Origin of the sequence: Mesorhizobium sp. M2E.F.Ca.ET.209.01.1.1, assembly GCF_004010375.2 — a bacterium.
GTDB lineage: Bacteria > Pseudomonadota > Alphaproteobacteria > Rhizobiales > Rhizobiaceae > Mesorhizobium.
In genome coordinates, this window is record NZ_SADP02000031.1 from 13,005 (window position 1) to 38,542 (window position 25,538).

Annotated in this window: 22 protein-coding genes and 1 pseudogene; 12 read left to right on the plus strand and 11 right to left on the minus strand. The window is 65.1% G+C overall.

Features of this window, described 5'->3' with window-relative positions; genetic code table 11:
• Nucleotides 1-11: 11 nt before the first annotated feature.
• The gene (locus tag EN852_RS32245; protein WP_127879931.1) at nt 12-1,196 is read right to left on the minus strand and encodes an acetyl-CoA C-acetyltransferase; all 1,185 of its coding nucleotides are present in this window, start codon (nt 1,194-1,196) and stop codon (nt 12-14) included.
• A gap of 306 nt (nt 1,197-1,502) precedes the next feature.
• On the opposite strand from EN852_RS32245, the gene phaR reads away from it, so the two are divergent.
• The gene (gene phaR / locus EN852_RS32250) at nt 1,503-2,096 is read left to right on the plus strand and encodes a polyhydroxyalkanoate synthesis repressor PhaR (protein ID WP_127879932.1); all 594 of its coding nucleotides are present in this window, start codon (nt 1,503-1,505) and stop codon (nt 2,094-2,096) included.
• A gap of 201 nt (nt 2,097-2,297) precedes the next feature.
• Here the strand turns inward: phaR and EN852_RS32255 are convergent, their stop codons facing one another.
• The gene (locus EN852_RS32255) at nt 2,298-3,440 is read right to left on the minus strand and encodes a citrate synthase (protein ID WP_127879933.1); all 1,143 of its coding nucleotides are present in this window, start codon (nt 3,438-3,440) and stop codon (nt 2,298-2,300) included.
• Nucleotides 3,441-3,529: 89 nt separating this feature from the next.
• Between EN852_RS32255 and EN852_RS32260 the strand changes: the two genes are divergently transcribed.
• From EN852_RS32260 to EN852_RS32285, 6 genes are all read left to right on the plus strand, one after another.
• Entirely contained in the window at nt 3,530-4,615 is a 1,086-nt protein-coding gene (locus tag EN852_RS32260) for a citrate synthase/methylcitrate synthase (protein WP_127879934.1), read from the plus strand.
• A 292-nt stretch (nt 4,616-4,907) separates the two neighbouring features.
• Nucleotides 4,908-6,038 (plus strand): patatin-like phospholipase family protein, encoded by a 1,131-nt coding sequence (locus EN852_RS32265; RefSeq protein ID WP_127879935.1) that lies wholly within the window; start codon nt 4,908-4,910, stop codon nt 6,036-6,038.
• Nucleotides 6,039-6,161: 123 nt separating this feature from the next.
• Complete coding sequence (locus EN852_RS32270; RefSeq protein ID WP_127879936.1) at nt 6,162-7,583, plus strand: coniferyl aldehyde dehydrogenase; 1,422 nt, start codon at nt 6,162-6,164, stop codon at nt 7,581-7,583.
• 356 nt (nt 7,584-7,939) lie between these two features.
• The gene (locus EN852_RS32275; RefSeq protein WP_127879937.1) at nt 7,940-9,139 is read left to right on the plus strand and encodes an efflux RND transporter periplasmic adaptor subunit; all 1,200 of its coding nucleotides are present in this window, start codon (nt 7,940-7,942) and stop codon (nt 9,137-9,139) included.
• A 72-nt stretch (nt 9,140-9,211) separates the two neighbouring features.
• Nucleotides 9,212-12,388, plus strand: coding sequence for an efflux RND transporter permease subunit (locus tag EN852_RS32280; RefSeq protein WP_127879938.1), 3,177 nt, complete (start codon nt 9,212-9,214; stop codon nt 12,386-12,388).
• Between the two features lie 97 nt (nt 12,389-12,485).
• Entirely contained in the window at nt 12,486-12,644 is a 159-nt protein-coding gene (locus EN852_RS32285) for a DUF3309 family protein (protein WP_040991775.1), read from the plus strand.
• Nucleotides 12,645-12,707: 63 nt separating this feature from the next.
• Here the strand turns inward: EN852_RS32285 and EN852_RS32290 are convergent, their stop codons facing one another.
• Complete coding sequence (locus EN852_RS32290; protein ID WP_127879939.1) at nt 12,708-13,664, minus strand: SDR family oxidoreductase; 957 nt, start codon at nt 13,662-13,664, stop codon at nt 12,708-12,710.
• Nucleotides 13,665-13,760: 96 nt separating this feature from the next.
• Between EN852_RS32290 and EN852_RS32295 the strand changes: the two genes are divergently transcribed.
• The gene (locus EN852_RS32295) at nt 13,761-14,675 is read left to right on the plus strand and encodes a LysR family transcriptional regulator (protein ID WP_127879940.1); all 915 of its coding nucleotides are present in this window, start codon (nt 13,761-13,763) and stop codon (nt 14,673-14,675) included.
• Here the strand turns inward: EN852_RS32295 and EN852_RS32300 are convergent.
• The 3 genes from EN852_RS32300 to EN852_RS32315 all read right to left on the minus strand — a co-directional run bounded on the left by EN852_RS32300 (nt 14,633) and on the right by EN852_RS32315 (nt 17,275).
• On the minus strand, nt 14,633-15,814 hold the full coding sequence (locus EN852_RS32300) for an MFS transporter (RefSeq protein ID WP_127879941.1): 1,182 nt from the start codon (nt 15,812-15,814) through the stop codon (nt 14,633-14,635). The genes EN852_RS32295 and EN852_RS32300 overlap by 43 nt on opposite strands.
• 326 nt (nt 15,815-16,140) lie before the next feature.
• On the minus strand, nt 16,141-16,449 hold the full coding sequence (locus EN852_RS32310) for a DUF1244 domain-containing protein (protein WP_127879942.1): 309 nt from the start codon (nt 16,447-16,449) through the stop codon (nt 16,141-16,143).
• A gap of 28 nt (nt 16,450-16,477) precedes the next feature.
• Nucleotides 16,478-17,275 carry an N-formylglutamate amidohydrolase gene (locus EN852_RS32315; RefSeq protein ID WP_127879943.1) on the minus strand — a complete coding sequence of 266 codons (798 nt, stop codon included), beginning with the start codon at nt 17,273-17,275 and terminating at the stop codon, nt 16,478-16,480.
• A gap of 170 nt (nt 17,276-17,445) precedes the next feature.
• On the opposite strand from EN852_RS32315, the gene EN852_RS32320 reads away from it, so the two are divergent.
• Complete coding sequence (locus EN852_RS32320) at nt 17,446-18,000, plus strand: DUF1036 domain-containing protein (protein ID WP_189401837.1); 555 nt, start codon at nt 17,446-17,448, stop codon at nt 17,998-18,000.
• Complete coding sequence (gene pyk, locus EN852_RS32325; protein ID WP_127865622.1) at nt 17,997-19,424, plus strand: pyruvate kinase; 1,428 nt, start codon at nt 17,997-17,999, stop codon at nt 19,422-19,424. The genes EN852_RS32320 and pyk overlap by 4 nt, the downstream gene beginning before the upstream one ends.
• A 183-nt stretch (nt 19,425-19,607) precedes the next feature.
• On the opposite strand, the pseudogene EN852_RS32330 reads toward pyk, so the two are convergent.
• From EN852_RS32330 to EN852_RS32345, 4 genes and pseudogenes are all read right to left on the minus strand, one after another.
• Nucleotides 19,608-20,668: pseudogene (locus EN852_RS32330) on the minus strand (alpha/beta hydrolase).
• A gap of 183 nt (nt 20,669-20,851) precedes the next feature.
• Nucleotides 20,852-21,253, minus strand: coding sequence for a hypothetical protein (locus EN852_RS32335; RefSeq protein ID WP_040985222.1), 402 nt, complete (start codon nt 21,251-21,253; stop codon nt 20,852-20,854).
• A gap of 328 nt (nt 21,254-21,581) precedes the next feature.
• Nucleotides 21,582-21,764: a 50S ribosomal protein L32 gene (gene rpmF, locus EN852_RS32340; protein WP_006203806.1), complete on the minus strand. Its 183-nt coding sequence runs from the start codon at nt 21,762-21,764 to the stop codon at nt 21,582-21,584.
• Between the two features lie 253 nt (nt 21,765-22,017).
• Complete coding sequence (locus EN852_RS32345) at nt 22,018-22,725, minus strand: transglycosylase domain-containing protein (RefSeq protein WP_189401852.1); 708 nt, start codon at nt 22,723-22,725, stop codon at nt 22,018-22,020.
• 170 nt (nt 22,726-22,895) lie between these two features.
• On the opposite strand from EN852_RS32345, the gene EN852_RS32350 reads away from it, so the two are divergent.
• Nucleotides 22,896-23,771, plus strand: a complete 876-nt coding sequence (locus EN852_RS32350) for a polyprenyl synthetase family protein (protein ID WP_246694472.1) — start codon at nt 22,896-22,898, stop codon at nt 23,769-23,771.
• A gap of 31 nt (nt 23,772-23,802) precedes the next feature.
• Here EN852_RS32350 and EN852_RS32355 read toward each other — a convergent pair whose 3' ends face one another.
• Nucleotides 23,803-24,696 (minus strand): LysR family transcriptional regulator, encoded by an 894-nt coding sequence (locus EN852_RS32355; RefSeq protein WP_127879969.1) that lies wholly within the window; start codon nt 24,694-24,696, stop codon nt 23,803-23,805.
• Nucleotides 24,697-24,800: 104 nt separating this feature from the next.
• Between EN852_RS32355 and EN852_RS32360 the strand changes: the two genes are divergently transcribed.
• Nucleotides 24,801-25,535: an SDR family oxidoreductase gene (locus tag EN852_RS32360; RefSeq protein ID WP_189546304.1), complete on the plus strand. Its 735-nt coding sequence runs from the start codon at nt 24,801-24,803 to the stop codon at nt 25,533-25,535.
• The last annotated feature ends 3 nt before the right edge of the window (nt 25,536-25,538 follow it).

Consider the following 25,538-nt stretch of genomic DNA (forward strand, 5'->3'; position numbering starts at 1 on the left):
TTGCTATTCGCTCACAGCGCTTCCACGCACATGGCGACGCCCATGCCGCCGCCGATGCACAGCGTGGCAAGGCCCTTCCTGGCACTTCTGCGGCGCATCTCGTAAACCAGCGTGTTGAAGATGCGGGCGCCGGACGCGCCGATCGGATGGCCGATGGCGATGGCGCCGCCATTGACGTTGACGATCGAGGGGTCCCAGCCCATGCCCTGGTTGACGGCGCAGGCCTGCGCGGCGAAGGCCTCGTTGGCCTCGACGAGATCGAGGTCCTTGACCGACCAGCCAGCCTTCTCCAGCGCCCGCTTCGAGGCGGGGATAGGTCCGGTGCCCATGATCGCCGGGTCGACGCCGGCGGTCGCCCATGAAGCGATGCGCGCCAGCGGGGTGATGCCGCGGCGGGCGGCCTCGGCCTCGGTCATCAGCAGCGCGCCGGCTGCGCCGTCATTGATTCCGGAGGCGTTGGCGGCGGTGACCGTGCCGTCCTTGTCGAAGGCCGGCTTCAGCTTGGTCATGGCGTCGAGCGTCGCGCCGTGGCGGATATACTCGTCCTGGTCGACGATGGTGTCGCCCTTCCTGCCCTTGATGGTGAAGGCGACGATCTCGTCCTTGAACCTGCCGGCCTTCTGCGCGGCCTCGGCCTTGTTCTGCGAGGCAAGCGCGAACTCGTCCTGGGTTTCACGGGTGATCTGGAACTGGCGGGCGACGTTCTCGGCGGTGTTGCCCATGTGGTAGCCGTTGAAAGCGTCCCACAGGCCGTCCTTGATCATGGTGTCGATCATCTTGTAGTCGCCCATCTTGACGCCGGCGCGCAGGTGCTCGGCGTGCGGCGACAGCGACATCGATTCCTGGCCGCCGGCGATGATCACCTTGGCATCGCCGGCGGCGATCTGCTGCATGCCGAGCGCGATGGCGCGCAGGCCCGAGCCGCAAACCTGGTTGAGGCCCCAGGCCGTGGTTTCCTTCGGCAGGCCGGCATTGATCGAGGCCTGGCGGGCCGGGTTCTGTCCCTGAGCGGCGGTCAGCACCTGGCCGAGGATGACCTCGTCGACCTCCGCGGCCTCGACGCTCGCGCGGGCGAGCAATTCCTTGATGACCACGGCGCCGAGCTCATGCGCCGGCGTGGCGGCGAAGCTGCCGTTGAAGGAGCCGACCGCGGTGCGAGCGGCGCTGGCGACGACGATTGAATTGGAAGCGGCCATTTTCTTCTCCAGACTTCGAGGTGTCGTATTTTAGGCTATCGTTGAAGACTTTTCTTGCCCGTTCAATGATCTGAGTCAAACCGGAAATGGGCATGGCCGCCATGCGCGGCAAGCAGAGCGCGCGCCAGTCGCGGTAACGTGACGTCGGCCGCGCGGCGGATTTTGCAATGGCTGTGCAGCATTAATTGATGCCGCAGTGCACAAACCACTTGGAATTGTGACGCTTTTGCGCGTATCCTCGATAGAGGGCGCAATCGTTACCGGCCGCTTACTCCTAGAGGTGCCGGTGTCCTGGGGAGGATACGGATGGCCGCAAAAGACGACCCGATCGTCATCAAGAAGTATGCCAATCGCCGGCTCTACAACACCGGCACGAGCACCTATGTGACGCTCGAGGACCTGGCCGAGATGGTCAAGAAGGGCGAGGAGTTCACGGTCCAGGACGCAAAGACCGGTGACGACATCACGCATCCGGTGCTGACGCAGATCATTTTCGAGCTGGAGAACAAGGACGGGCAGAACATGCTGCCGATCCCGTTCCTGCGACAGCTCATCTCCTTCTACGGCGATCAGATGCAGATGATCGTGCCGAGCTTCCTCGAACAGTCGATGATCGCCTTCTCCAAGGAGCAGGAGCGGTTTCGCGAGCAGATGAAGGGCGCCTTCGGCAAGACGCCGATCGACATGATGAAGACGCCGATCAAGGCGCTCGAGGAACAGACACGCCGCAATGTCGAGATGTTCCAGAACGCCATGCGCATGTTCACGCCGTTCCCGCCCGCCGGCAGCAATGCCGCGGCCCCGGCCGAGCCGCTGAAGAAGGAAGAGAAGTCCGACGATCTGCAGGAACTGAAGGCGCAGATCGCGGCGATGCAGCGCAAGCTCGACACGATGTCTTAGGGTATGCCGATATTCGGGTGAGGCCGGCCTGCGAACGACGGCTGCCTGCGCTTCCGGTGCTCACGTACTTTGAGTACGCTCCGCTCCGGTTCTCGGCAGCCATCGTTCTCGACTCGGCCTGACCCGAATCTCGGCACCCCCTGGCGCGACTTGCCGCAAGGCAAAGCGCTAAGCGCTTCACCCTTATAGAAGATTCATCCACTAAATCCCGACCGGCCCGTCATAGCGGGCGCGGGGCCGGATCAGCCTGTTGCTGGTTACCTGCTCGATGGCGTGCGCCGTCCAGCCGACGCTGCGGGCGAGCGCGAACAGGCGCAAGGGGGCGTCGGCGGGCAGGCGCAGGCTGCGCGTCATCGCCGCAAGCGCAAAGTCGATGTTGGGATGCAGGCCGGTCGCGGCGAGGATCGCCTTGCGCAGTCGCGACAGCCCGTCGTCGATCTCGAGGCCGGAGAAGACGCCCTCGGCGCGCGGGTCGCCTTCCGGATAGAGCGGGTGGCCGAAGCCGGGCAGCGGGCGGTCATGCGCCAGCCAGCGGGCGATCGCCTCGTCCGCGCCCAGCCGCTCGGCATCCTCGACCAGCGCGATCGCCGCCGCGCCCGCGCCGCCGTGACGCGGGCCGGTGAGCGTCGCGAGGCCAGCGAGCAGGCAGGCCGCGACCGGCGCGCCGGTGGAGGCCGCGACGCGGGCGGCGAAGGTCGAGGCGTTGAGCTCGTGATCGGCCAAAAGCACCAGCGCCTTGCGGATGAGGTCGGCGCCGGGGGCTTCCACGGACCAGCCCTGCGCCAGCCTTGCATGCACGGGTTCGGAGCCTGGCGTCGCGCCGAGTGCCGTGGCCAGCGCGCTGGTGGCGGCGGCGCCGTCCTGCTGCAGCATGGCCGGCCTGCGGCCGAGGGAGGACCAGCCTTCGGCCGCGAGCGCCGAGAGCCTGGCGAAAGCTGTCGGCGTGCCGCTCCGCCGGGCGGCCGACGGCGTCAGCGAGGCGAACGACACTGGACGATCGGAAGCCCACAGGAGTTTGGCGGTCTCCTCGAGCGTCGCCGTCGCCGAAAGCGCCACCGCATCCTTGCCGCGATAGACGAGGCGGCCATGCAGCACAGTCGAGATCGATGTTGCGATGGCCGGTTCGCCCCAGGCGATGGCGCTTTCGGCGATCGCCTGCGGGCTCCGTCCGCGGTCGCGGCGCGTGGCGAGCGCGTCGATATCGTCGGCGCGGTACTGGCTGCGGCGCGGGTCGGCGTCGTCCGGCTTCATGCCGATGCGGCCGCGGCTGACATAGGCGTAGAGCGTTTGGGGCCGGACGTTCAGCCGCTCCAGCGCCTGCTCCCGCGTCAGCCATTCCGTCATTTGCCGCCTTACATTGATTATCTTGATCAAGATTGATGCATTGATTGCGTAGCATTAGTTGCAATGCGCAAAAGGTCAAGGAGACGATCATGGCGAATGGGCTCGATGATGTTGTGGCTGCCGACACGGTGCTTTCCGATGTCGATGGTGTGGGCGGGCATCTCACCATCCGCGGCCATTCGCTCGCGGAGCTTGCCGGCCGCTGGCGCTATACGCAGGTGGTGCGCCTGCTGTTCGACGGCTTCTTCGACGATCTTCCCCGCGATGCTGAACTGGAGAAAGCGATCGGCAAGGCGCGGCTGGAGGTATTTGATCGGGTGAAACCGCTGCTTGCTCAGCTTGCGCCGCTCGACATCTACAGCGGCATGCGGGCCGGCATGGCCGTCCTGCCGGACGGCGACGGGCTTGCCGACGCGCTGCGCTTGATCGCGGCGCCGGCGGTGCTGACGCCGGCCCTGCTGCGCCTTGGCCGAGGCGAGACTCCGATCGCTCCCGACGCAAAAGCCGATCATGCCGGCGATATGCTGCGGATGCTCGCCGGCGCCGCGTCGCCGGCGCTTGCCAAGGCGCTGGACAGCTATCTGGTGACGGTCTGCGACCACGGGCTCAATGCCTCGACCTTCGCGACCCGCGTGGTGGCCTCGACACAGGCCGGGCTGACCTCGGCGATCCTGGCCGGGCTCGGCGCGCTGAAGGGCCCGCTGCATGGCGGCGCGCCGGGCCCGGTGATCGAGATGCTGGACGCCATCGAGGCGAGTGGCGACGCCACCGCATGGCTCAGTAATGAGATCGCGCATGGCGAGCGCATCATGGGCTTCGGCCATCGCATCTACCGCGTGCGCGATCCGCGCGCCGACGCGCTGAAGGCGGTGGTGCGGCAGCTTGGTTCCCGCAACGAGACCGGCAGCCGGCTGGCTTTCGCCGAGACGGTGGAACAGGCCGCGCTCGATGTGCTCAGGATCGCCAAGCCGCAGCGCTCCATCCAGACCAATGTCGAGTTCTACACCGCGCTTCTGCTCGAAGCGGTCGGCTTCCCGAAAGAGGCTTTCTCCAACGTCTTCGCCGCCGGTCGCGTCGCCGGCTGGGTCGCGCATGCGCGCGAGCAGCAGGCGACCGGACGGCTGATCCGCCCGCAATCGCGTTATGTAGGGCCGGTGCCGGATCTTGTGGCCTAGGTGCGTCGATATTCAGGTGAGGCCGGCCTGCAAATGGCGGCTTCCTGCGCTTCCGGTGCTCACGTACGCAAAGTACGCTCCGCTCCGGTTCTCGGAAACCACCATTTTCGACTCGGCCTGACCTGAATCTCGACACACCTCAGGGCGGCGCTTTTTGTCTGGAGCCTGGTGACAAAGATTTCATGTGTCCTTGTGTTTCGGGGTGCCTATATGCTGCACTGCAACATAATTTCGCTTTGATGCTGTCCGATGGCAGATCCAGCGAGGCGCTCGGCATATCAAGGACAACGCCATGGCGAAGAACGGCAAGGCGGAGGAAAAGAAGAAGATCAACATCGCGCTCCAGGGCGGCGGCTCGCATGGCGCCTTCTCCTGGGGCGTCCTCGATCGCCTGCTGGAGGATGGGCGGCTAGAGATCGCGGCGGTGTCCGGCACCAGCGCCGGGGCCATGAACGCGGTGGCGCTGGCTGACGGTTTTGTCCGGGGCGGCGTGGAAGGCGCGCGAAAAAAGCTCGACGATTTCTGGCGGGCGGTGGCCTCGAAGGGCCGTTTCAGCCCGGTACAGCGCATGCCGTGGGACGTCGCGTGGGGCAACTGGTCGATCGAGAACACGCCGGGCTATCTCTTCTTCGACACGATGTCGCGGGTGTTCTCGCCCTATGTCGCCAATCCGCTCGGCCTCAACCCGCTGCGCGATGTGGTCGCGAAGGAGATCGACTTCGGCAATGTGCGCGCCTGCAAGTCGATGGAGCTGTTCGTCTCGGCGACCAATGTCGAGACCGGGCAGCTGCGCGTCTTCTCCGACGGCGAAATCGACCTCGACACGGTGATGGCGTCGGCCTGCCTGCCGCAATTGTTCCGGGCGGTGGAGATCAAGGGCGTGCCCTACTGGGATGGCGGCTATGGCGGCAATCCGGCGCTCTTTCCCTTCTTCAAGGCGGCGGCCACCGAGGACGTGCTTCTGGTGCAGATCAATCCCGTGGTGCGCGAAGGCACGCCGAAAAGCGCCAACGAGATCCAGAACCGCATCGACGAGATCACCTTCAATGCCGGGCTGCTGCGCGAATTCCGCTCGATCGCCTTCGTCAAGGAGCTGATCGCGGCCGGACGCCTGCCGCATGGCGAATATCGTGATATCCGCATGCATCGCATCGACGCCGACGAGGCGTTCAAGGACCTTTCGGCGTCGTCCAAGGTCAATGCCGAATGGGCTTTCATCGCCTATCTGCGCGACCTTGGCCGCAGTGCTGCCAGCGACTGGCTGGAAGAGAATTACGATGCCGTCGGCCAGCGGGCCACGCTCGATCTCTCGGGCGAGCTCGATGACGGCTTCAAGCCGTTGCGCGGCCCGGCACCAGGGCGCCGCGTCAAGGAATTCCTCGCCGCGCGCATCAAGCCGGAATCGGCGCGACGGCGGGCTTAAGGTCTTCCTACCTGTCAGCAAGTCCGTCCTGGCTGTCAGCATCTTCCCCAACGGAACCGGCGGAGCGCTGGATCATGCCTGCGGCGCGATGTAGTCTTACCTGAACGTAAAGGGGAGGTTGCGATGCTGCAGACCAGGCAGAACGCGCTCGGAGTCCGGTTTGAAGCGCAGTGCAGGGCCTTCGAGAAGGAGCCCTTCCCGACACTGGACATGCGCAAGGACCGGCTGAACCGTCTTCTGGCGCTCACCGAAAAACATGAGGCCGAGATCTGTGCGGCGATCGACAGCGATTTTTCCGCCCGCTCGGCGCAGGAGACGCGACTTGCCGAATTGTTCGTCGTGCGCGCCGGCATCAGGCATGCGCTGTCGCATCTCAGTGCCTGGATGCGCGAGCGGCGCGTCGCCACCAGCCTGCCGTTCATGCCCGGCCGCAACCGCCTCTTGCCGCAGCCTCTCGGCGTCGTCGGCATCGTCTCGCCCTGGAACTATCCGTTCCAGCTCGCCATCGCGCCGGCGACCGCGGCGCTCGCTGCCGGCAACCGCGTCATGATCAAGCCGTCGGAGCTGACGCCGAAGTTTTCGGATCTGCTTGCCGGCCTGGTCGAAAAATACTTCGCCGCCGACGAGGTCAGCGTGATGGTGGGCGACGCCGATGTCGGCAAGGCGTTCGTGTCGCTGCCGTTCGACCATCTCCTGTTCACCGGCTCGACCACTATCGGGCGGCAGGTCGCGCTGGCGGCCGCCGCCAATCTGACGCCGGTGACGCTCGAACTCGGCGGCAAGTCGCCGGCAATCTTCGACCCATCCTGCGACCTCGACGCTTCGGTCGCCAGTGTCGCCTATGGCAAGCTGCTCAATGCCGGACAAACCTGCATCGCGCCGGACTATCTGATGGTGCCGCGAGGCCAGGGCGCGGTGATTGCGGCCAAATTCGCCGCCGCCATTGCCAAGCTCTATCCGCGCCTCGGCGACAACCCCGACTATACGGCGATCGTCAGCGAGCGGCATCACCGGCGGCTGAGCGACATGGTCGCCGAGGCGCGCGACAGCGGCGCCGACATCACCGAGGTCAATCCGGCGAACGAGAAGCTCGGCGTCAGCGACCGCAAGATGGCGCCCGTGCTGGTGCGCAATGCCGGCGACGATCTGCGGCTGATGCGCGAGGAGATCTTTGGACCGGTGCTGCCGATCGTCGAATATGGCACGGTCGACGAGGCCATCGACCATGTGAACCGGGGCGAGCGGCCGCTGGCGCTCTACTGGTTCGGCACAGACAGCGCCAACCGCCAAAGGGTGGTGCGCGAGACGGTGGCCGGCGGCGTCACGATCAACGACTGCATGCTGCATCTGGTGCAGGAGCGGCAGCCTTTCGGCGGCGTCGGCGACAGCGGCATGGGCGCCTATCACGGCGAATGGGGCTTTCGCACGTTCAGCAAGGAAAAGCCGATCTTCATCCAGTCGAAGCTCAGCGCGGGCAGCCTGCTGCGCCCGCCCTACGGCAGGACATTCGAGCGGATCTTCCGGTTGCTCAACCTCATCACTTGACAGCCTCAACCGGAGCATAGCGGGGTTTGACCGCGCTCCAACCGGGCGGTTGTCGCCGGCTATGGATGATTTTTCGCATCATGCTGACGGCTGCTGCCAGTAACGTTGGGGAAACCTGTCGGCGCGCCGGCAAAAGCGCCAGCCGGCTGGCAGAACTGCCTGCTTTTGTCGAGGCACAGCGTTCCATCCCGCAATGTTCTTGCAACTTTTCCGACTATATTGCGCCGCAACTTTCAGGTAGAAGCGCGCGTCCGCCGATCACGGCAAATTGAACTAGGCCCCGCGCACACCCATATCGGCCGCGCGCCCCAGTCGGAAGCGCCGACCTCGCCAGGTCCTGCTACGGAAAAATGACGATGCCGAAAATCAGGTTTCACAAGCTTGCAGCCATTGCCGTGCTCATCGGATTTGGCGCCTGGATGGGAACAGGCCAGTTTTCGTCCGTCGGCAGCGCCGCGAACAAGTCGGTCACCACCGACAAGCCGGCTGAGGCCGGCAAGCCGGCGCAGTCGGACGCCGCGAAGCCGGAAGCTGCCAAGCCGAACACGGCGCAAACCGAGCCCAAGGCAGCGCCTCGCACCGTCGCGGTGGTGACGCCGCCGCGCAAGACCTTCGCGCGGGCGATACGGATCTCGGGTCTTACCGAGGCCGACAAGCGCGCGGTGCTTGCAACGCGCGTCAACGGCGTCATCGACAAGCTGCCGGTCAAGCAGGGCGACCACGTCAAGACAGGCGACCTGGTGCTGATGCTTGCTGCCGAAGAGAAAATCTCGATGGTCGACAACGCGAAGCAGCTTGTGGTGCAGCGCAAGGCCGAGCTCGATGCCGCCGAGCGGCTGGCCAAGACCGGCAACCTGCCGAAGCTGCAGCTCGACACCGCCCGCTCCAACCTGACCCAGGCGCAATCGCAGCTCGAAACCGCGCAGGCCGAGCTCGACCGCAACGAGGTCAAGGCGCCGTTCGACGGTGTCATCGACCGCATCCCGGTGGAGCTCGGCAGCTCGGTGATGCAGGGCGGCGAGGTGGCGACGATCCTGAAGCTCGATCCGGTGATCGCGCGCGGCGAGATCAGCGAGCGCGACCTGCGCTATGTGAAGATCGGCGACGAGGCCGATGTGCGCCTGGTCAACGACCAGAAGGTCACCGGCACGGTACGCTACATCAGCCGCGACGCCTCGGCGCAGACCCGCACCTTCCGCGTCGAAGTGGCGATCCCCAATGGCGACGGCTCCATCCCCGCCGGCATGACGGCGGAGATCACGCTCAGCGCCGAGCCGACCAGTGCGGTCATGCTGCCGCGCTCGGTGGTCACACTTGGCGACAAGGGCGACCTCGGCATTCGCGCCGTCGGCAAGGACAACAAGGTGGCGTTCTTCCCGATCGATCTGGTCGAGGACACGCCGCACGGACTGGTGCTGGGGGGCATTCCGGAAGATGCGCGCATCATCGTCGCCGGCCAGGAGCTGGTGAAGGAAGGCGATGTGGTGAAGCCCGTCGAGGCCGACCAGGCGACCATCAGCAAGCTGATCGGCGAAGCCACCGCCGGCACGCAGTAGCGCGACGCGTCCGTCGCCGGGCCACCCCGGCGACGGCAGTTCGCAGCCTTTGAAGCATAACAGGCCGAAGTCATGGATATCGTCAGACTCGCCATCAACAATGCCCGCCTCACAATATCGGCGCTGCTGTTCCTGCTCGTCGCCGGCTGGGTCGCCTATCAGTCGACGCCGAAGGAAGCGGAACCAGACGTTCCGATTCCGATGATGTATGTCAGCCTGATCTATCAGGGCATCTCGCCGGAAGACTCCGAGCGCCTGCTGCTCAGACCGATGGAAAGCAAGCTCAAGAGTCTCAAGGGGCTGAAGGAGATGCGCTCGGCCGCCTTCCAGGGCGGCGGCTATGTGCTGGTCGAATTCCAGCCGCAGACCGATCTGGCGACCGCGCTGCAGGATACCCGGAGCAAGGTGCAGGACGCCAAGGCCGACCTGCCGCAGGCGGCCGAGGAGCCGACGGTCAACGAGGTCAATGTCTCGGAATTCCCGGTTCTGGTCGTCACACTTTCCGGCGATGTGCCGGAGCGCGTGCTGACGGCCGCCGCGCGCGAGCTGCGCGACCGCATCGAGGAAGTGCCGGGCGTGCTCGAAGGCTCGCTGCAGGGCGCGCGCGACGATCTGGTCGAGGTGGTCGTCGACCCGGTGAAGCTGTCCTCCTACGGGTTGCAGCTCGACCAGGTGATCCAGGGCGTCGCTTCCTCGAACAGCCTGGTCGCTGCCGGCAATCTCGAGGGCTCGGAAGGCAAATACGCGGTCAAGGTGCCGTCGCTGATCGAGACGCCCGAGGACGTCGCCAACCTGCCGGTGGTCGCCACGCCCAATGCCGTGGTCCAGGCCAAGGACATCGCGACCATACGCTCAACCTTCAAGGACGCCGAGACGGTCACGCGCCTCGACGGCAAGCCGGCCATCGCCATCGAGGTGAAGAAGCGGATCGGCGCCAATCTCATCGACACGCTGACCCATGTCCGGGAAGTGTCGGACAATTTCATCAAGACGATGCCCGAGGGCATGCACGTCACCTACACGCAGGACAAATCCGTCTTCGTCAACCAACTGCTGGGCGACCTGCAGAACCATGTGATGATCGCCGTCATCCTGGTGTTCATCGTCATCCTCTACGCGCTGTCCGGACGGGCCTCGCTGCTCATCGGCCTTGCCATCCCGTCGTCCTTCCTGATGGGCATCCTGCTGCTCGCCATGATGGGCTACACGATCAACATGATCGTGCTGTTCAGCCTGATCCTGGCGGTCGGTATGCTGGTGGACGACGCGATCATCGTCACCGAATTCGCCGAACGACGCATGAGCGAGGGCATGCCGAAGGCGGATGCCTTCGCGCTGGCCGCCAAGCGCATGGCCGGCCCGGTGATCGCGGCGACGATGACGCGCATCGCCGCCTTCTCGCCGCTCTTGTTCTGGCCCGGCATCATCGGCGACTTCATGAAGTACATGCCGATCACGCTGATCGTGACGCTGTCGGCCTCGATGCTCTACGCGCTGGTGTTCGCGCCGACCTTGGGCGCGATCTTCGCCAAGGCGCCAGAGCATCACGAGGAGGGCAATCGCGACGGCTGGTACATGGCCGTGGTCAAGCAGGCGGTGCGCTTCCCGATCACCGTCATCCTGCTCACCGTCGGCCTGCTGGTCGGCGTCGGCTTCGCCTATTCGAAATATGGCGCCGGTGTCGAGTTCTTCCCCAGCGTCGAGCCGGATTACGGCCTGCTCTATGTCCATGCCCGCGGCAATCTTTCGCTGGCGGAAATGGACGCCGCGACGAAGACGGCGGAAAACCGGCTGCTCGGCTGGCCCGGCGTGAAATCGGTCTACACGCGCGTCGGCAAGACGCAAGGCGGCGGCCAGGACATTCCCGAGGACGTGGTCGGCGTCATTCAGTACGAGTTCGTCGACTGGCGCCAGCGCAAATCCGCCAATCAGATCCTCGACGATCTGCGCGGCGTGATGGCGGGCATTCCCGGCGTCGATGTCGAGGTGCGCGTTCCGGAAGCCGGCCCGCCGACCGGCAAGCCGATCCAGATCCGGCTGTCGGCCGCCGATCCGGCCGGGCTCGACGACAAGGCGCGGGCGGTCGCGGCGCTTATCGCCAAGATCCCCAACGTCATCGACATTTCGGACGGCTTGCCGCCACCCGGCGTCGACTGGGCGCTCGAGGTCGACCGCGCCAAGGCGGCGCAATACGGCATCAGCCCGACTTCGGTCGGCACGGTGGTGCAACTGGTCACCAACGGCCTCAAGCTCTCGGAATACCGGCCGGCCGGCGCCGACGACGCGGTCGACATAAGGCTGCGCCTGCCGGAAGACCGACGCACGCTGTCGACGCTCGACGAGCTGCGCGTGCAGACCTCGCAAGGGTCGGTGCCGATCTCCAACTTCGTCGTGCGCAAGCCTGAGCCAACCGTCGGCATCCTGAACCGCATCGACGGCGCGCGAACCGTGGTCGTGCAGGCCAATGTCAGCGCCGGCGCGCAGGTCGCGGCGGTGCAGGAACAGGTGACCAAGGCTGTTGCCGACATGGATCTCGGCAGCGGCATACGCTGGAAGCTCGCCGGATCCAACGAGGACAGCGCGGAGGCCAGTGCCTTCCTCGGCAAGGCCTTTGGTGCGGCGATCTTCCTGATCTTCCTGGTGCTCTTGGCGCAGTTCAACAAGTTCACCAGCGTGTGGCTTGTCTTGTCCTGCGTGGTCATGGCGACGATCGGCGTGTTTCTCGGATTGCTTTTGACCGGCGAGGCCTTCGGCATCGTCATGTCCGGCATCGGCGTCATCGCGCTCGCCGGCGTGGTTGTGAACAACAACATCGTGCTCATCGACACCTATGACCGGTTGCGCGAGGAAGGCTGGGACAAGATGGACGCGGTGCTGCAGACCTGCCGCGAGCGCGCCCGTCCGGTGGTGCTGACGGCGGTGTCGGCCATCCTCGGCGTGCTGCCGATCGCCTTCGGCCTCGGCCTGGAAATCTTCCATCACGAGACGACGATCAACGCGCCGTCGACGCAATGGTGGATATCGCTGTCCTCGGCGATCGTCTTCGGCCTGTCCTTCGCCACGCTGCTGACGTTGGTGGTGACGCCGTCGATGCTTATGGTGTTCACCCGCGCCAAGGTGAAGCCCGGCCAGCGGCGCAACTGGTTTGGCCGCCTGTTCCGGCGCGGCAAGGGCGAGGTCTCGACCGACGCGCCCGCCAGCGAGACCGGCGTCGAGCCGGCGGAGGCCTTTCCGAAAGCCGCGGAATAGAGCTTTTCCAGGTAGGCAGTGCAAGAAGCCGTCCGGAACAACCGGGCGGCTTTTTGCATTGTTCCCTCGAAGTTCAACCAGACGGCGAGGATTTTTCATGACGATCGGTACAATTCTCGTAATAATCCTGATCCTGATCCTGATCGGCGCCGTGCCGGCCTGGCCGCATTCGCGCTCCTGGGGCTACGGCCCTTCCGGCATCGTCGGTGTCATTTTGGTCGTGTTGCTGATCCTGCTGCTGATGGGCAGAATCTGACCTTCAATGAATTGCGGCCGGGCTTTGAAACCCGGCCGTTTCATCTTTCGTTGGAGCTTTTGATCAAGCAGCCAGGCGCGAGGGCTGCACGGCGATGCCGATATCCTGCAAGGCCTCCTTCACCGCCTGGTCGAGCGGGGTATGCGGGATTTCGCCAATGACTTCTTCCAGCCGCGTCGAGACCAGCCGGTGCGGTTCGAAGCGCAGATAGGACATCGACACGATCTCGCGCCACATGGCGACGAATGGGCTGCCGGCGCGCAGCACCCACCAGGGCATGAAGGAGAGCTTCAGCTTGCGGCCGAACGCCTTCTCGGCCGCCGCCTTCATGTCGACGTCGGTGATGGCATGACCCGGGAAGTTGATGGCTTCGAAGGAGCCCGTTTTGTCGAAGTTCTTCGCCAGGCCGACGAAGGCCACGGCGAAGTCCGGCAGATAGGCCCATTCATGCGTCAGGTCGGCTGGGCCAGGTGCAGTATAGACACCCTTGGCGATCTTGGCCGCGACGACGAGGTCGAACCAGGAGCCCGAGCCGGTGCCGCCGAAGAAGTCGCCGGCCCTGAGAATGATGGTGCGCACCCGGCCGGCTTCTGCCTCGCGGCGGAACAGCGCTTCCATGGCGCAGCGGATGCGGCCCTTCTCGGTGGTCGGATGGAACGGCGTTGCTTCCGTGATCACCCGCGGCATCGGCGAGCCGTAATTGTAGACCGTGCCCGGAAAGAGATGCAGGGCGCCGTTTTCGCGGCAAGCGGCCATGACGTTCTCGGCCATCGGCATGCACTTGCCCCAGTCGGTGTAGATCGGGTTCAGGCCGTTGAAGACGATGTCGACGCCTTGTGTGGCGCGGATCAGGGATTGACGGTCCAGCGCGTCGCCGGCAACAGCCGTGGCGCCTTTGAGTTCCGCCGGCACCTTGCCGGTGCGGGTGACGGCGCGGACGTCGAAGCCGGCATCGATGAAGGCCTTGCCGACCACGCGGCCGAGCCGGCCATTGGCGCCGAGGATTGCGATCTTGGTCATCTGTTCTCTCCGCTGTTTGCGTTTGCCCCTGAAATCTGATGCCTTCATCGACGAATTGAAATTGACTGAAGTCGGCGTTCTGTTATTCAAAAATGAATGAATGAATTCGACTGGAACCTGATCAAGAGTTTTGTCGCAGTCGCCGAGACCGGCAGTCTGTCGGGCGCCGCGCGCCGGCTCGCGGCCAGCCAGCCGACGCTCGGCCGCCATATCGCCGAGCTGGAGGCGGCACTTGGCGTCACGCTGTTCCGGCGTGGGCGTCGCGGCTACGAGCTGACCGAAGCGGGCAGCACGCTCTACGAGCGCGGGCGGGCGGTCAGCGAGCAGGCCAATGCGTTCTCGCTGCTGGCGCTGGGCTCGGTCGAGGCGATCGAGGGCACGGTGCGCATCGCCGCTAGCGAGGTGGTCGCCGCCTTCGTGCTGCCGGACATGATGGCGCGGCTTGGCGGGGAAGAGCCCGGCATCGAGGTCGAGATCGTCGCCTCCAACCAGGTCGAGAATCTCTTGCGCCGCGATGCCGACATCGCCATCCGCATGGTCAGGCCGGCGCAGAACGAGCTGGTGGCGCGCAAGGTCACCGACATTCCGCTCTGCCTATGCGCCGCGAGCGCCTATCTCGACCGGCGCGGTCGGCCGGAAAAGCCCGCCGACCTTGCCGATCACGCCTTGGTCGGCTTCGATCGCAGCGACGAGATCATTCGCGGCTTCACGTCGTTCGGCATTCCGGTGGCCCGCAGCCATTTCCGGTTCCGGACCGACAACCAGATCGTGCTGTGGGAGGCGGTGCGGACCGGCAACGGCATCGGCCTCGGCCAGGAGCCGCTGGCCGACCGCGATCCGGACCTGGAAAAGCTGTTGCCCGATGTACCCCTGCCGATCCTGCCTGTCTGGCTCGCCATGCATCGCGACGTGCGCACCAGCATGCGCATCCGCCGCGTGGCGGATTTCCTGCACGAGGAGCTGAAGCGTTATTCGGCCGGCACGGGTTCGGGAGCGAATTCGGCCCGGTGAGCGAGGCCTGCCATCAGGAGCACGACGACCAGCAGGCCGGAAAGCGCAATGAAGATCGGTCCGAAGCTCGAATGCTCCGCGACGAAGCCGATCGCCGACGGTGCCACCAATATGCCGGAATAGCCCATGGTGGTGACGACGCTCATGCCGGTGCCCGACGACATGCCTTCCTGGTTGCCGCCGGCTGAGAACAGGATCGGCACCATGTTGGCGATGCCGAAGCCGCAGAAGGCGAAGGCGGCGATGGCGAGGTAAGGCGAGGACGAGAGGCCGGCGACCAGCATGCCGGCGGCCGCGACCAGCGCCGAGCCGCGCAAGGTCTGCACTGCGCCGAAGCGGTTGCGCACGCCGTCCCCCAGGAAGCGCATCAGCGCCATGACGCCGGAAAAGGCGGCATAGGCGAGGCCGGCGACCGCGAGGTCGGCGCCCAGTTCCTGATGCAGGAACAGCGCCGCCCAGTCGAGCACCGCGCCTTCGGAGATCATAGTGAGCAGCGCCATCAGCCCGACCAGATAGACGGCCGCGTGCCGCGGCAGCGTGAATTTCTGATGCTCGACAGCCTGCGGCCGGTCCTCGGCGACGAGATAGCGAATGGCGAAGGCGATCACGGCGAAGGCGACTACAGTGACTGCGACGGCATGGGGAAGATAGCCGTAGTTTTGGATCGAATAGCCGCCGAGCGCGCCGCCGGCGAAGCCGCCAAGGCTCCAGAAGCCGTGCGAAGACGACATGATCGCCCGGGAAAGCCTTCTTTCCACCACCACGGCATTCGAGTTCATGGCGACATCCATGCCGCCGATCGAACCGCCGAAGATGAGCATGGCGACCGCCGCCAGGGGAACATTGGGCGCGAGCGCCACGATCAGCAGGCCGAAGCTGCCGCAAATGCCGGACCAGCGCGTCACGCTGCGCGAGCCATGCCTGGAAATGAGATGGCCGCACCAGGTCATGGCCATGACCGCGCCGACGCCGAACAAAAGGATCAGCAGGCCGAGCGTGAATTTGCTGATGTCGAGCCGGGTCAGGAACACCGGGATCTGCGGCGCCCAACTGCCGGTCAGAAAACCATTGGCGAGGAAGATACCGGCGACGGCCCAGCGGCCGCGCGTCGCGGCCTGCATCGTGGTTTGCACGTTCATGGTCTAATCCGCCATGTAAATGGTTCGCGCGGCAAATTAGATCGATTCAATCGGCAGTCAAGGACCGTGATGCGGAAGTGGTTGGACCAAGGGGCGAGGAGTGGGAAAATCGGACGATGGCGATCCTTCGCGCCCCCTCTGTCCTGCCGGACATCTCCCCCACAAGGGGGGAGATTGGCGCTTTCGGCGCCCCGCTCATTCCTGCAGCGTCCGTGATTGGCGAAAGCTGAGGCGACATCTGATCTCCCCCCTTGTGGGGGAGATGGCCGGCAGGCCAGAGGGGGGCGCTGTCCCGCCAGCGTTCGCTCTTATGCCCTCGCCGTAGCTCAATGATCCTTCGGGCGCTTGGCCTCGAACTCGGCCTTCTTGGCTGCGGAGGCCTCGGTCTGGTTAAGCGCCTGCCATTCGGCATAGGGCATGCCGTAGATGATCTCGCGCGATGCATCCTTCGACAGCGCCACGCCCTCGGCCTCGGCGGCCTCGCGATACCAGTTGGACAGGCAGTTGCGGCAGAAGCCGGCGAGGTTCATCAGGTCGATGTTCTGGACATCGCCGCGATCGCGCAGATGCTGCACCAGCCGGCGGAAGGCTGCCGCCTCGAAATCACGCTTCTGGTCGTCCCTGAGTTCGGTCATGGGGAAAACTCCCGGCCTTGGCGGCCCTTCATGCCGGCCCGGTGCGCGAGCCGAACATCTTCACCTGATGTATATCGGCACGGCGGTCGATGGCGTCAACGATGGGCGCCAGCCGCTCGGCCCAGGCAAGCGCCCCGGCGCGGTCGGCGATCAGGTCCTGGCGGATTTCGATCAGCGCATGGGCGTAGCCGTTGACGATGGCGTGGCGGAACATGGTGTCGCCGCGCAGCGCGCCGTCATAGGGTTCGTTGTCGCCGACGACGAGGGCGTTGTCCTCAGCCAACATATCGATCAGCGGCCGCGCCACGCGGTCGTCGCGGTCCCACAGCACGCCGACATGCCAGGGGCGGACAAAGCCCTGCATCACCGGCGTGAAGGAATGGACGGAGAAGATGAACGGCGCCTTGCCCGACGCGTGCGCCACGGAGGCGATCATCGCGCCGACGGCGTCGTGATAGGGCCGGTAGAAGCGGTCGAGCCGCCGCTCGCGTTCTTCAGGGGCGATCGGATAGTTTCCCGGCACCACGGTGCCGTCATAGAGCTGACGGATCATGGTCGGGTCGTCCTCGCCCCGGTTGGGGTCGATCAACAGCCGCGAGAAGCCGGCCAGCACCGCCGGCGCGTCGAGCGCCGCCGCGAGCTCGCGCGTCACCGTTTCGACGCCGATGTCGTAGGCGATGTGACGGTCGAATTCGGCCGCCGGCAAACCGAGACTGCCATACTCCTCCGGCAGGTCGCGGCGGGCGTGGTCGGCGAGAAGCACGACGCCTTTCTTGCGGTCGCCCTCGACAATGTCGAACGGCGTGAAAACTGTGGATCGGGTCATCGGCTGAAAAGGGGATGGCGGCTGCGATGTGGTATCGTCATTCCACGAAGAGGACGCTGGCGCAATGCCGTTGTTTGGCCAAGGTTTCCGCAAAAAATCCCCGGCGGTGGGAGAATCTGCGCGACGGGCCCTTCTAAATCGATTGGAATTGAACAAAACGGCGCGTTGACATGCGACCGGAGTTTGCTGAAAAGGGGCTTCGAGAGATGCAAATGTGGTTCGCAAGGGGATCTGCGATGGGTTTTGCCGGCCGGCTGCGTGAGCGCCTGGCCCTGCCGTTGCTGATCGTCTGCGCGGGATTTTTCGCGATAGCCGCGGCCTCGCCGGCCCGGGCCGACTTCCGCGTTTGCAACGCAACGCAAAATCTGGTGGGCGTCGGCATCGGCTATCGCGCCAAGGCCGGCTGGATCACCGAGGGCTGGTGGCACATCGAAGGATCGACCTGCAAGACGCTGATCGAGGGTCCGCTGTCATCAAGGTTTTATTATCTTTATGCAGAAGACGCCGAGCGCGGCGGGCGCTGGGACGGCCCGATTAACATGTGCGTCGCCGAAAAAGAGTTCAAGATCGCCGGCGTGAATGATTGCGTCGCCCGGGGCTTCCAACGCGCCGGATTTCAGGAATATGACACGGGCGAGCAGGCCAGCTGGATGGTCCAGCTGACCGACGAGCCCGCAACGGGAGGCGCGCCAGCGACCCCCGCTCCGGGAACAAACACTCAATGAGACGCAACCGCAAGGTCAAGATCCTCGCCACCATCGGTCCGGCTTCCTCCTCCGAGGAAATGCTGAAGAAGCTCTTCGAAGCGGGCGCCGATGTCTTCCGCATCAATATGAGCCATACCGATCACGAGCTGATGCGCACGCTGGTCGGCCGCATCCGCGCCGTCGAGGCCACCGTCGGCCGGCCGATCGGCATCCTCGCCGACCTGCAGGGTCCGAAGCTCAGGGTGGGCAAGTTCGCCAACGGCAAGGAAGCGCTGACTGTCGGCCAGACCTTCACGCTCGACGACAATCCGGAACCCGGCACGTCGAAGCGCGTGTACCTGCCGCATCCCGAAATCCTGAGCTCGGTCGAGGCCGGTCACAGACTTTTGATCGACGATGGCAAGCTGGAGCTGAAGGCGGTGAAGGCCGACGGCAAGTCGATCGCCTGCACCGTCGTTGCCGGTAGCGGAATCTCCGACAAGAAGGGCGTCAGCCTGCCCGACACCGACCTGCCGGTCGGCGCGCTGACCGACAAGGACCGCGCCGATCTCGACGCGGTGCTCGCCACCGGCGTCGATTGGGTGGCGCTGTCCTTCGTGCAGCGGCCGGAGGACCTGGCCGAGGCGCGCAAGATCGCGCGCGGCCGCGCGCTGATCATGGCCAAGATCGAGAAGCCGCAGGCCGTTGCCCGGCTCCCTGAGATCATCGAGCTGTCCGATGCGCTGATGGTCGCCCGCGGCGATCTCGGCGTCGAGATGCCGATCGAAGCCGTGCCCGGTATCCAGAAGCAGATCACGCGCGCGGCGCGCCGCGCCGGTAAGCCGGTGGTGATCGCGACACAGATGCTGGAATCGATGATCACCGCGCCCGTGCCCACCCGCGCCGAGGTCTCCGACGTGTCCATCGCCGTCTTCGAAGGCGCCGACGCGATCATGCTTTCGGCCGAATCCGCGGCCGGCGCCTATCCGGTCGAGGCGGTCGGCATGATGAACCGCATCGCCACCAAGGTCGAAACCGACCCGACCTATGCCGGCATCATCAACGCGCAGCGTTCGGAACCCGAGGCGACCGGGGCCGACGCCATTTCGCTGGCGGCCCGCGAGATCGCCGAGACGCTGAAATTGTCGGCGATCATCTCCTATACCGCGTCGGGAACGACCGGGCTGCGCGCCGCGCGCGAGCGCCCGCAGGTGCCGATCGTGGCGCTGTCGCCGATCCTCAACACGGCGCGCCGCCTGTCTCTGCTGTGGGGCACGCATTGCGTGGTTTCGGAGGATGCGACCGATCTCGACGACATGGTCGACCGGGCCTGCCGCATCGCGCTGGAAGAAGGTTTCGGCAAGCCTGGCGACCGCGTGATCATCACGGCCGGTGTGCCGCTCAGGACACCTGGATCGACCAATATGCTGCGCATTGCGTATATCGGGTCGGACACGCATTAGCTATGCCGATATTCAGGTGAGGCCGGTCTGCAAGTAGCGGCTTCCTGCGCTTCCGGTGCTCACGTACTTTTAAGTACGCTCCGCTCGGGTTCTCGAAAGCCACTACTTTCGACTCGGCCTGACCTGAATCTCGACATAGCTAACCGTCTCCGCCGTGGAATTCAGGAGCTAATTCCCGAAATTTCAACCCGGCGCGAGCTCGGCGTCGGGCACTTTGATGTCCGGGCATTTTCCGTCGTTATGGGCATCACCGGCGATACGGCCTTCCACGGTCCTTGCCATTGCCTGCAAGTCGATCGGCGTGCCGGCCACCTTCTCGATCGCGCCGACCACGAGATCGGGTGCGATCCAGTCCGGCTTATGGCCGAGATTGCGGACCCAAACCAGTTCGGCGCCGGGAATATCGCGCTCGAGGCCGACAGAGTGGATCGTCGCGTAGACCACCTTGTCGCGGTCGCCCGAGATGACGACGGTCGGCGCCTTGATTTCCCGGTAAGCGGGCGAGGCGGCCCGGACATAGTCATAGAGCTGGGCGACGTCGCCGGCGTTGGCGCGGAAGGCAGACGGTCGCAGCACCAGCGGGATCGAAGCTCTGCCGATGTAATCGTCCGGCGGGTTGTTGGGCGAGAAGACGCAAGCCGTCGCATCGCTGATCCGCAACATACCGGCCGGATAGGCGAGCGTTTCGGAAAACAGCCAGCCGAGCACCGGCATGGCGGTGAGCTTGTAGTACCAGGCGGTCGCGCCGCCCGGCCAGGGATGCGTGGCCGGTGACACGAAGACGAGACCGGCTGTTTTTTCTGGATGCTGGCGGACAAAAGCCTGGTGATCGCGCCGCCGAAGGAATGTGCGACGATGACCGCCTTTTCGATGCCGAGGCGGTCCATCAGCGCGGCGATCGTGTCGGCTTGCTTGGCAAGCGTTTCATTGTCGCCGCGTTCCGACCAGCCGAGGCCCGGGCGGTCGAGGAACAGCATCTCGGCGCGGCCCTCGAGCGGCGGCCTCAGCGGCAGCATCTGGTCCTTGAGGTTGGCGCTGGCACCATGGATGAAGACGACCGGCGGCAGGTCGGCGCCGGCGGGCGCCGGGATATAGGCATAATGGATGCGCGCGCCCTTGATCTCGGCGAACTCGCCGGCCGGCGGGCTGCGTCGCTCGATCAGCCAGACGCCGGCGCGGGTGACGCCGGCCAGGGCAAAGAGGAGCGCGATGAGGAAGAGTAGCGCGGCGCCGATGAGGTTCATGCGGTGAGATACGAGGGCAGGTCACAATCTGGTTCAGCGGTCTGGCGATCTTGACAGGTTGGGGCCGCGTTGGCAGCCGGAATCTGTCGTGCTGCCGTGGTCTGCGCGAGCCGGCGGTTTCTGCCAATCAGCAACGCATGCCATCCGGCAACGGAAGCGGCCCGTCAAAACTCCCGTGCCGGGTTAGTTCAGATTGATGTCACGGCTTGCCGACCGCATGGACACCGAGAAGCCGGCCAGCACGTCGAACAGCGCGATGATCATCAGCGTGAAGAAGACGGAGTGCGCCGCGCCCTTCACCAGCAGGAACTCGACGAGAAAAGCGATGAAGACCAGCGTCGACAGAAGGTGATCCAGGATCGAGGCATTGGTCGTGCGCACCGATTTCGAGATCTCGATGAAGAGAAAGATCAACCCGATCAGCACCATCAGGTCGCCGAGCGTCATCGAGAACACGCCGCCCGACATCATGCGGAAGGAGAACATCTCGGTCATCCAGGGATCGTCGCCGCCGCCGAACAATCCAAGCAGGCCGAGATTGTAGAGGACGAAAGGCACGATCAGCAGCGGGACGGCACCGAACATCTGGGCGACTCCAATGAGGGCACCCCCTCTTGTAAAATCCGCGGCAAGCGCGCCGTCAAGGTTTTTCGCCGCGGCGGTGAACACGCTGTAAGACCTAATGAAATAACGATGTCAGCCGGTTGCTTAGAGCAATTCCAGGAAAAGTGTGAGCGGTTTACCGTCCGGAATTGCGTCAGAACAAGGAGATAGAGCGGTTCGCCGTTTCCGTGAAACGGTGAACCGCCCTAGCCATCGGCAGGCGAGCGATCAATTCCGGACGCCGCCGGCGACAAACAAAAAAGACCGGCCAAAGGCCGGTCTTTTGAACGTCAGAAATCCTGGAAGCTTCTCAGCTTTCCTTCGGCTCCAGCACCTGGCGGCCGCGATACATGCCGGTCTTCAGGTCGATGTGGTGCGGGCGGCGCATTTCGCCGGAATTCTTGTCCTCGACATAGGTCGGGGCCTTGAGGGCGTCGGCCGAGCGGCGCATGCCGCGCTTCGACGGAGAGGTTTTTCTTTTTGGAACGGCCATGGATATGCTCCACTACATGGTCAAAATGCCCCGGCAACCCTCGCGAAAGGGCCGCATCGAGGCCATAATCTGAGAAAGTCGGGTGCCTATACACGCCTTGCGCCGTTTTGGCCAGCGTTACCCGCGAATTTTTTTGAGCGGCGCCGCTTCGGTTGGATCAGGATGCCGTTTCGTCGACACGCCGTCTTGGTCCAGGTCTTCGTTGGAGCGTGATCTTTTCCGAAAACCGGTTCCCACTTTTCGGAATCACGCCCTAATCGAGGCATCCCACATAGGCGCCGGATCTGCTTGCGCGGCGCTCGATCAAGCTCGCAAGACGCCTCAGTCCCGGCCCCGGCTTGGCCGGGTTGCGCGCGATCGGGTTGGGCAGGCTGACGGCCAGCAGCGCCGCCTGCCTGCGCGACAACTGCTTGGCAGAGATGCCGAAATGATGCCGCGCGGCGGCCTCGATGCCGTAGATCCCCGGCCCCCATTCGGCGATGTTGAGATAGATCTCCATGATGCGCCGCTTCGACATCACCGCATCGAAATAGACGGCCAACGGCAGCTCGACGACCTTGCGCACGCTGCCAAGCGGCCGCGACCACAGGAAAAGGTTCTTCACCGTCTGCATGGTGATGGTGGAGGCGCCGCGCGTCGCCTCGCCGGCCAGCGCGTCATCGACCACGCCGCGCAATTCGCCGAGATCGACGCCGCGATGGAAGCAGAACTGCCCGTCCTCCGACATGATCACCGAATGCGCCAGCACCGGCGCCACGTCATCGATCGACACCCAGCGCCGGTCGTAGCCGGAGAATGTCGCGAGGTCCTTCAGCATCAGCGTCGAGACGGGGTGCACGAAGGACGGCAGGTACAGGAAAGTGAGCACGACCGGGATGGCCGCCAGCACGAGCGCGACGACCAGGCAGCGCCGGCCGATGCGCCTCAGACTGGCGCGGCTCAGGCGCCGCGACCGCGCCATGTCCAGCCCCTCGCTTCCATCTTCGACGATCGGTTCCGTCAAGCCGTCCCACCCGTGCCTCGCCCCCTCCGGCATAAAGGCGCGCGCCTGCTTGCGCAATGTCTGAGTGTCGGCTACCGGTCCCGCCCATGAGCAAAGACGACCAGATCGCCTTCGAAACCACGCTTTTGATGCGCGCTGCCGCCGTCGAGACCGAGCTGCGCCGGATTCTCGACGGACGTCCGCTCACCAGTGAGATCGCGCGGCCCGAGCGCCTGATCGCGGCCATGCGGCATGGCGTGCTCAATGGCGGCAAGCGGCTGCGCCCTTTTTTGGTCATGGAAAGTGCCGCGCTGTTTTCGGCCGACAACGACGCCGCGCTGCGCGTCGCCGCGGCGCTGGAATGCGTGCATTGCTATTCGCTGATCCATGACGATCTGCCGGCCATGGACGACGACGATCTGCGGCGTGGCCAGCCGACGGTGCACAAGGCCTTCGACGAGGCGACAGCGATCCTCGCCGGCGACGCGCTGCTGACCTTGGCCTTCGACATCATCGCCGACGAGGCGACGGCCTTGCCTGCCGACCGCAAGGTGGCGCTCGTGCTGGCGCTCTCGCGCGCGGCCGGCGCCGGCGGCATGGTCGGCGGCCAGATGCTCGATCTCGACGCCGAGCGCAAACGGCCGGATGAGGCGGGCATCATCACGCTGCAGGCGATGAAGACCGGCGCGCTGATCCGCTTCGCCTGCGAGGCCGGCGCGATCGTCGCCGGCGCGCCATCCGACGACCGGGAGCGGCTGGCCGAATTCGGCTCGGCGATCGGCCTTGCCTTCCAGCTCGCCGACGACCTGCTCGACCTGACGGCCGACGCCAAGCAGATGGGCAAGGCGACGAACAAGGACGCCGCCGCCGGCAAGGCGACGCTTGCTTCGCTGCACGGCCCCGACTGGGCGCGCGGCCAGTTGCACGGCCTGATCGACCAGGCGCATGCGCTGCTCGAGCCTTATGGAGAGCAGGCGGAGTGGCTCAAGGAAGCCGCGACTTTCGTGGCGACGCGCAATAACTGACGGCGTGGGTATTAGCCGAGCCGAACCGGCTTCACAGTTTTGCTTTGGCGAAAATGCCCGACGCCCATTCCAGGAACATACGCAGACGCGGCGCGAGCTGGCGGTTCTGCGGATAGAGCGCCGAGAGCGGCGTCGGCGTCGGTGGAAAATCCCCCAGAACCTCGACCAGCGTCCCGTCCGTGAGGTCCTTTTCCAGCCGGTAGCGTGGCGCTTGCAGAAGCCCGAGACCGAGGCGCGCCAGCGCGACGGCGGTGTCGGAATTATTCACACGCACCCGGCCGGGCAACGTGACCTGACGCACCGTTGAGCCGATCGTGAACTCCAGCGGCAGGACCTCGCCCGTGCGCGAGGAGACGAACCCGACGGCCTGATGGCCGTCCAGCGCTTCCGGTGAGGCCGGCATCTCATGCCGCTTCAGATAGCTCGGGCTGGCGCAGGTGATTTCGCCGATCATCGCCAGCCGCCGCATGATCATGCCGCTGTCCTGCGGTTCACCGGCGCGAATGACGCAGTCGACGCCTTCGCGCACCAGGTCGACCAGCCGGTCGCCCTGGCCGATATGCAGATCGATGCCGGGATAGCGTTCGAGGAAGGCCGGGAGTTCCGGCAAAAGGAAGCGCTGCGTGATCAGCGGATGCGCATCGATGCGCAACAGACCGCGCGGCTCGGCGCTGCGAAACCCGGCCTCGGCATCCTCCACCTCGCCGAGGATGAAAAGGCAGCGCTCGTAGTAGGCCTGCCCGTCGAGCGTCGTGGCGACATGGCGCGTGGTGCGGTCCAGCAGCCTTGTCCCAAGATGCTCCTCCAGTTGCTGGATCGCTTCGGTCGCGGTCGAGCGCGGCAGGCCGAGGTCGGCCGCGGCCGCGGTGAAATTGCGCCGCTCCACCACGCGGACGAACAGCCGCATCCTGTCCAATCGATCCATCGCCAATTGTTCGCTCCATCCGAATACTGCTGTCAATAGAAGCCTGATTATCCGGAAAGCGCCGCGATCTATATCCGCTTCACAACAATGAACGGAGATCGATCATGCAGAAGACAAGAACCGCGATCGTGACAGGCGCCTCCAGAGGCATCGGCGCGGCCATCGCCGAACGGCTCGCCCAGGATGGCATGGCCGTCATCGTCAACTATGCGCGTGGCAAGGACGCGGCCGACGAAGTCGTATCGGTTATCGAAGCCGCCTCCGGAAAGGCGCTCGCGGTACAGGCCGATATCGGCGAACCGAGCGGCATGGCCACGTTGTTCGACGCCGCCGAAAAGGCCTTTGGCAAGGCCGACATCCTCGTCAACAATGCCGGCATGATGCGGCTGTCGCCCATCGCCGACACCGACGACGCTGCATTCGAACGCCAGCTCGCTATCAATCTCGGCGGCACGTTCCGCGGCATGCGCGAAGCTGCAAGGCGATTGAACGATGGCGGCCGCATCATCAATTTTTCTTCAAGTGTCGTGGGTTTCTACCAGCCGGCCTACGGCGTCTATGCCGCGACCAAGGCGGGCGTTGAAGCGATGACGCATATCCTTGCCAAGGAGCTCGGCCCGCGCCGCATCACGGTCAACGCCGTCGCGCCCGGCCCGGTCGACACCGAACTCTTCACCGACGGCAAGAGCGCCGCGCAGATCGAGGCGATCACCAGGCTCATTCCGCTCGGCCGCCTCGGCCAGCCCGACGATATCGCCGGGCTCGTCGCCTTCCTTGCCGGCCCGGACAGCCAATGGGTCAACGGCCAGATCATCCGTGCCAATGGCGGCGCGATCTAAAAG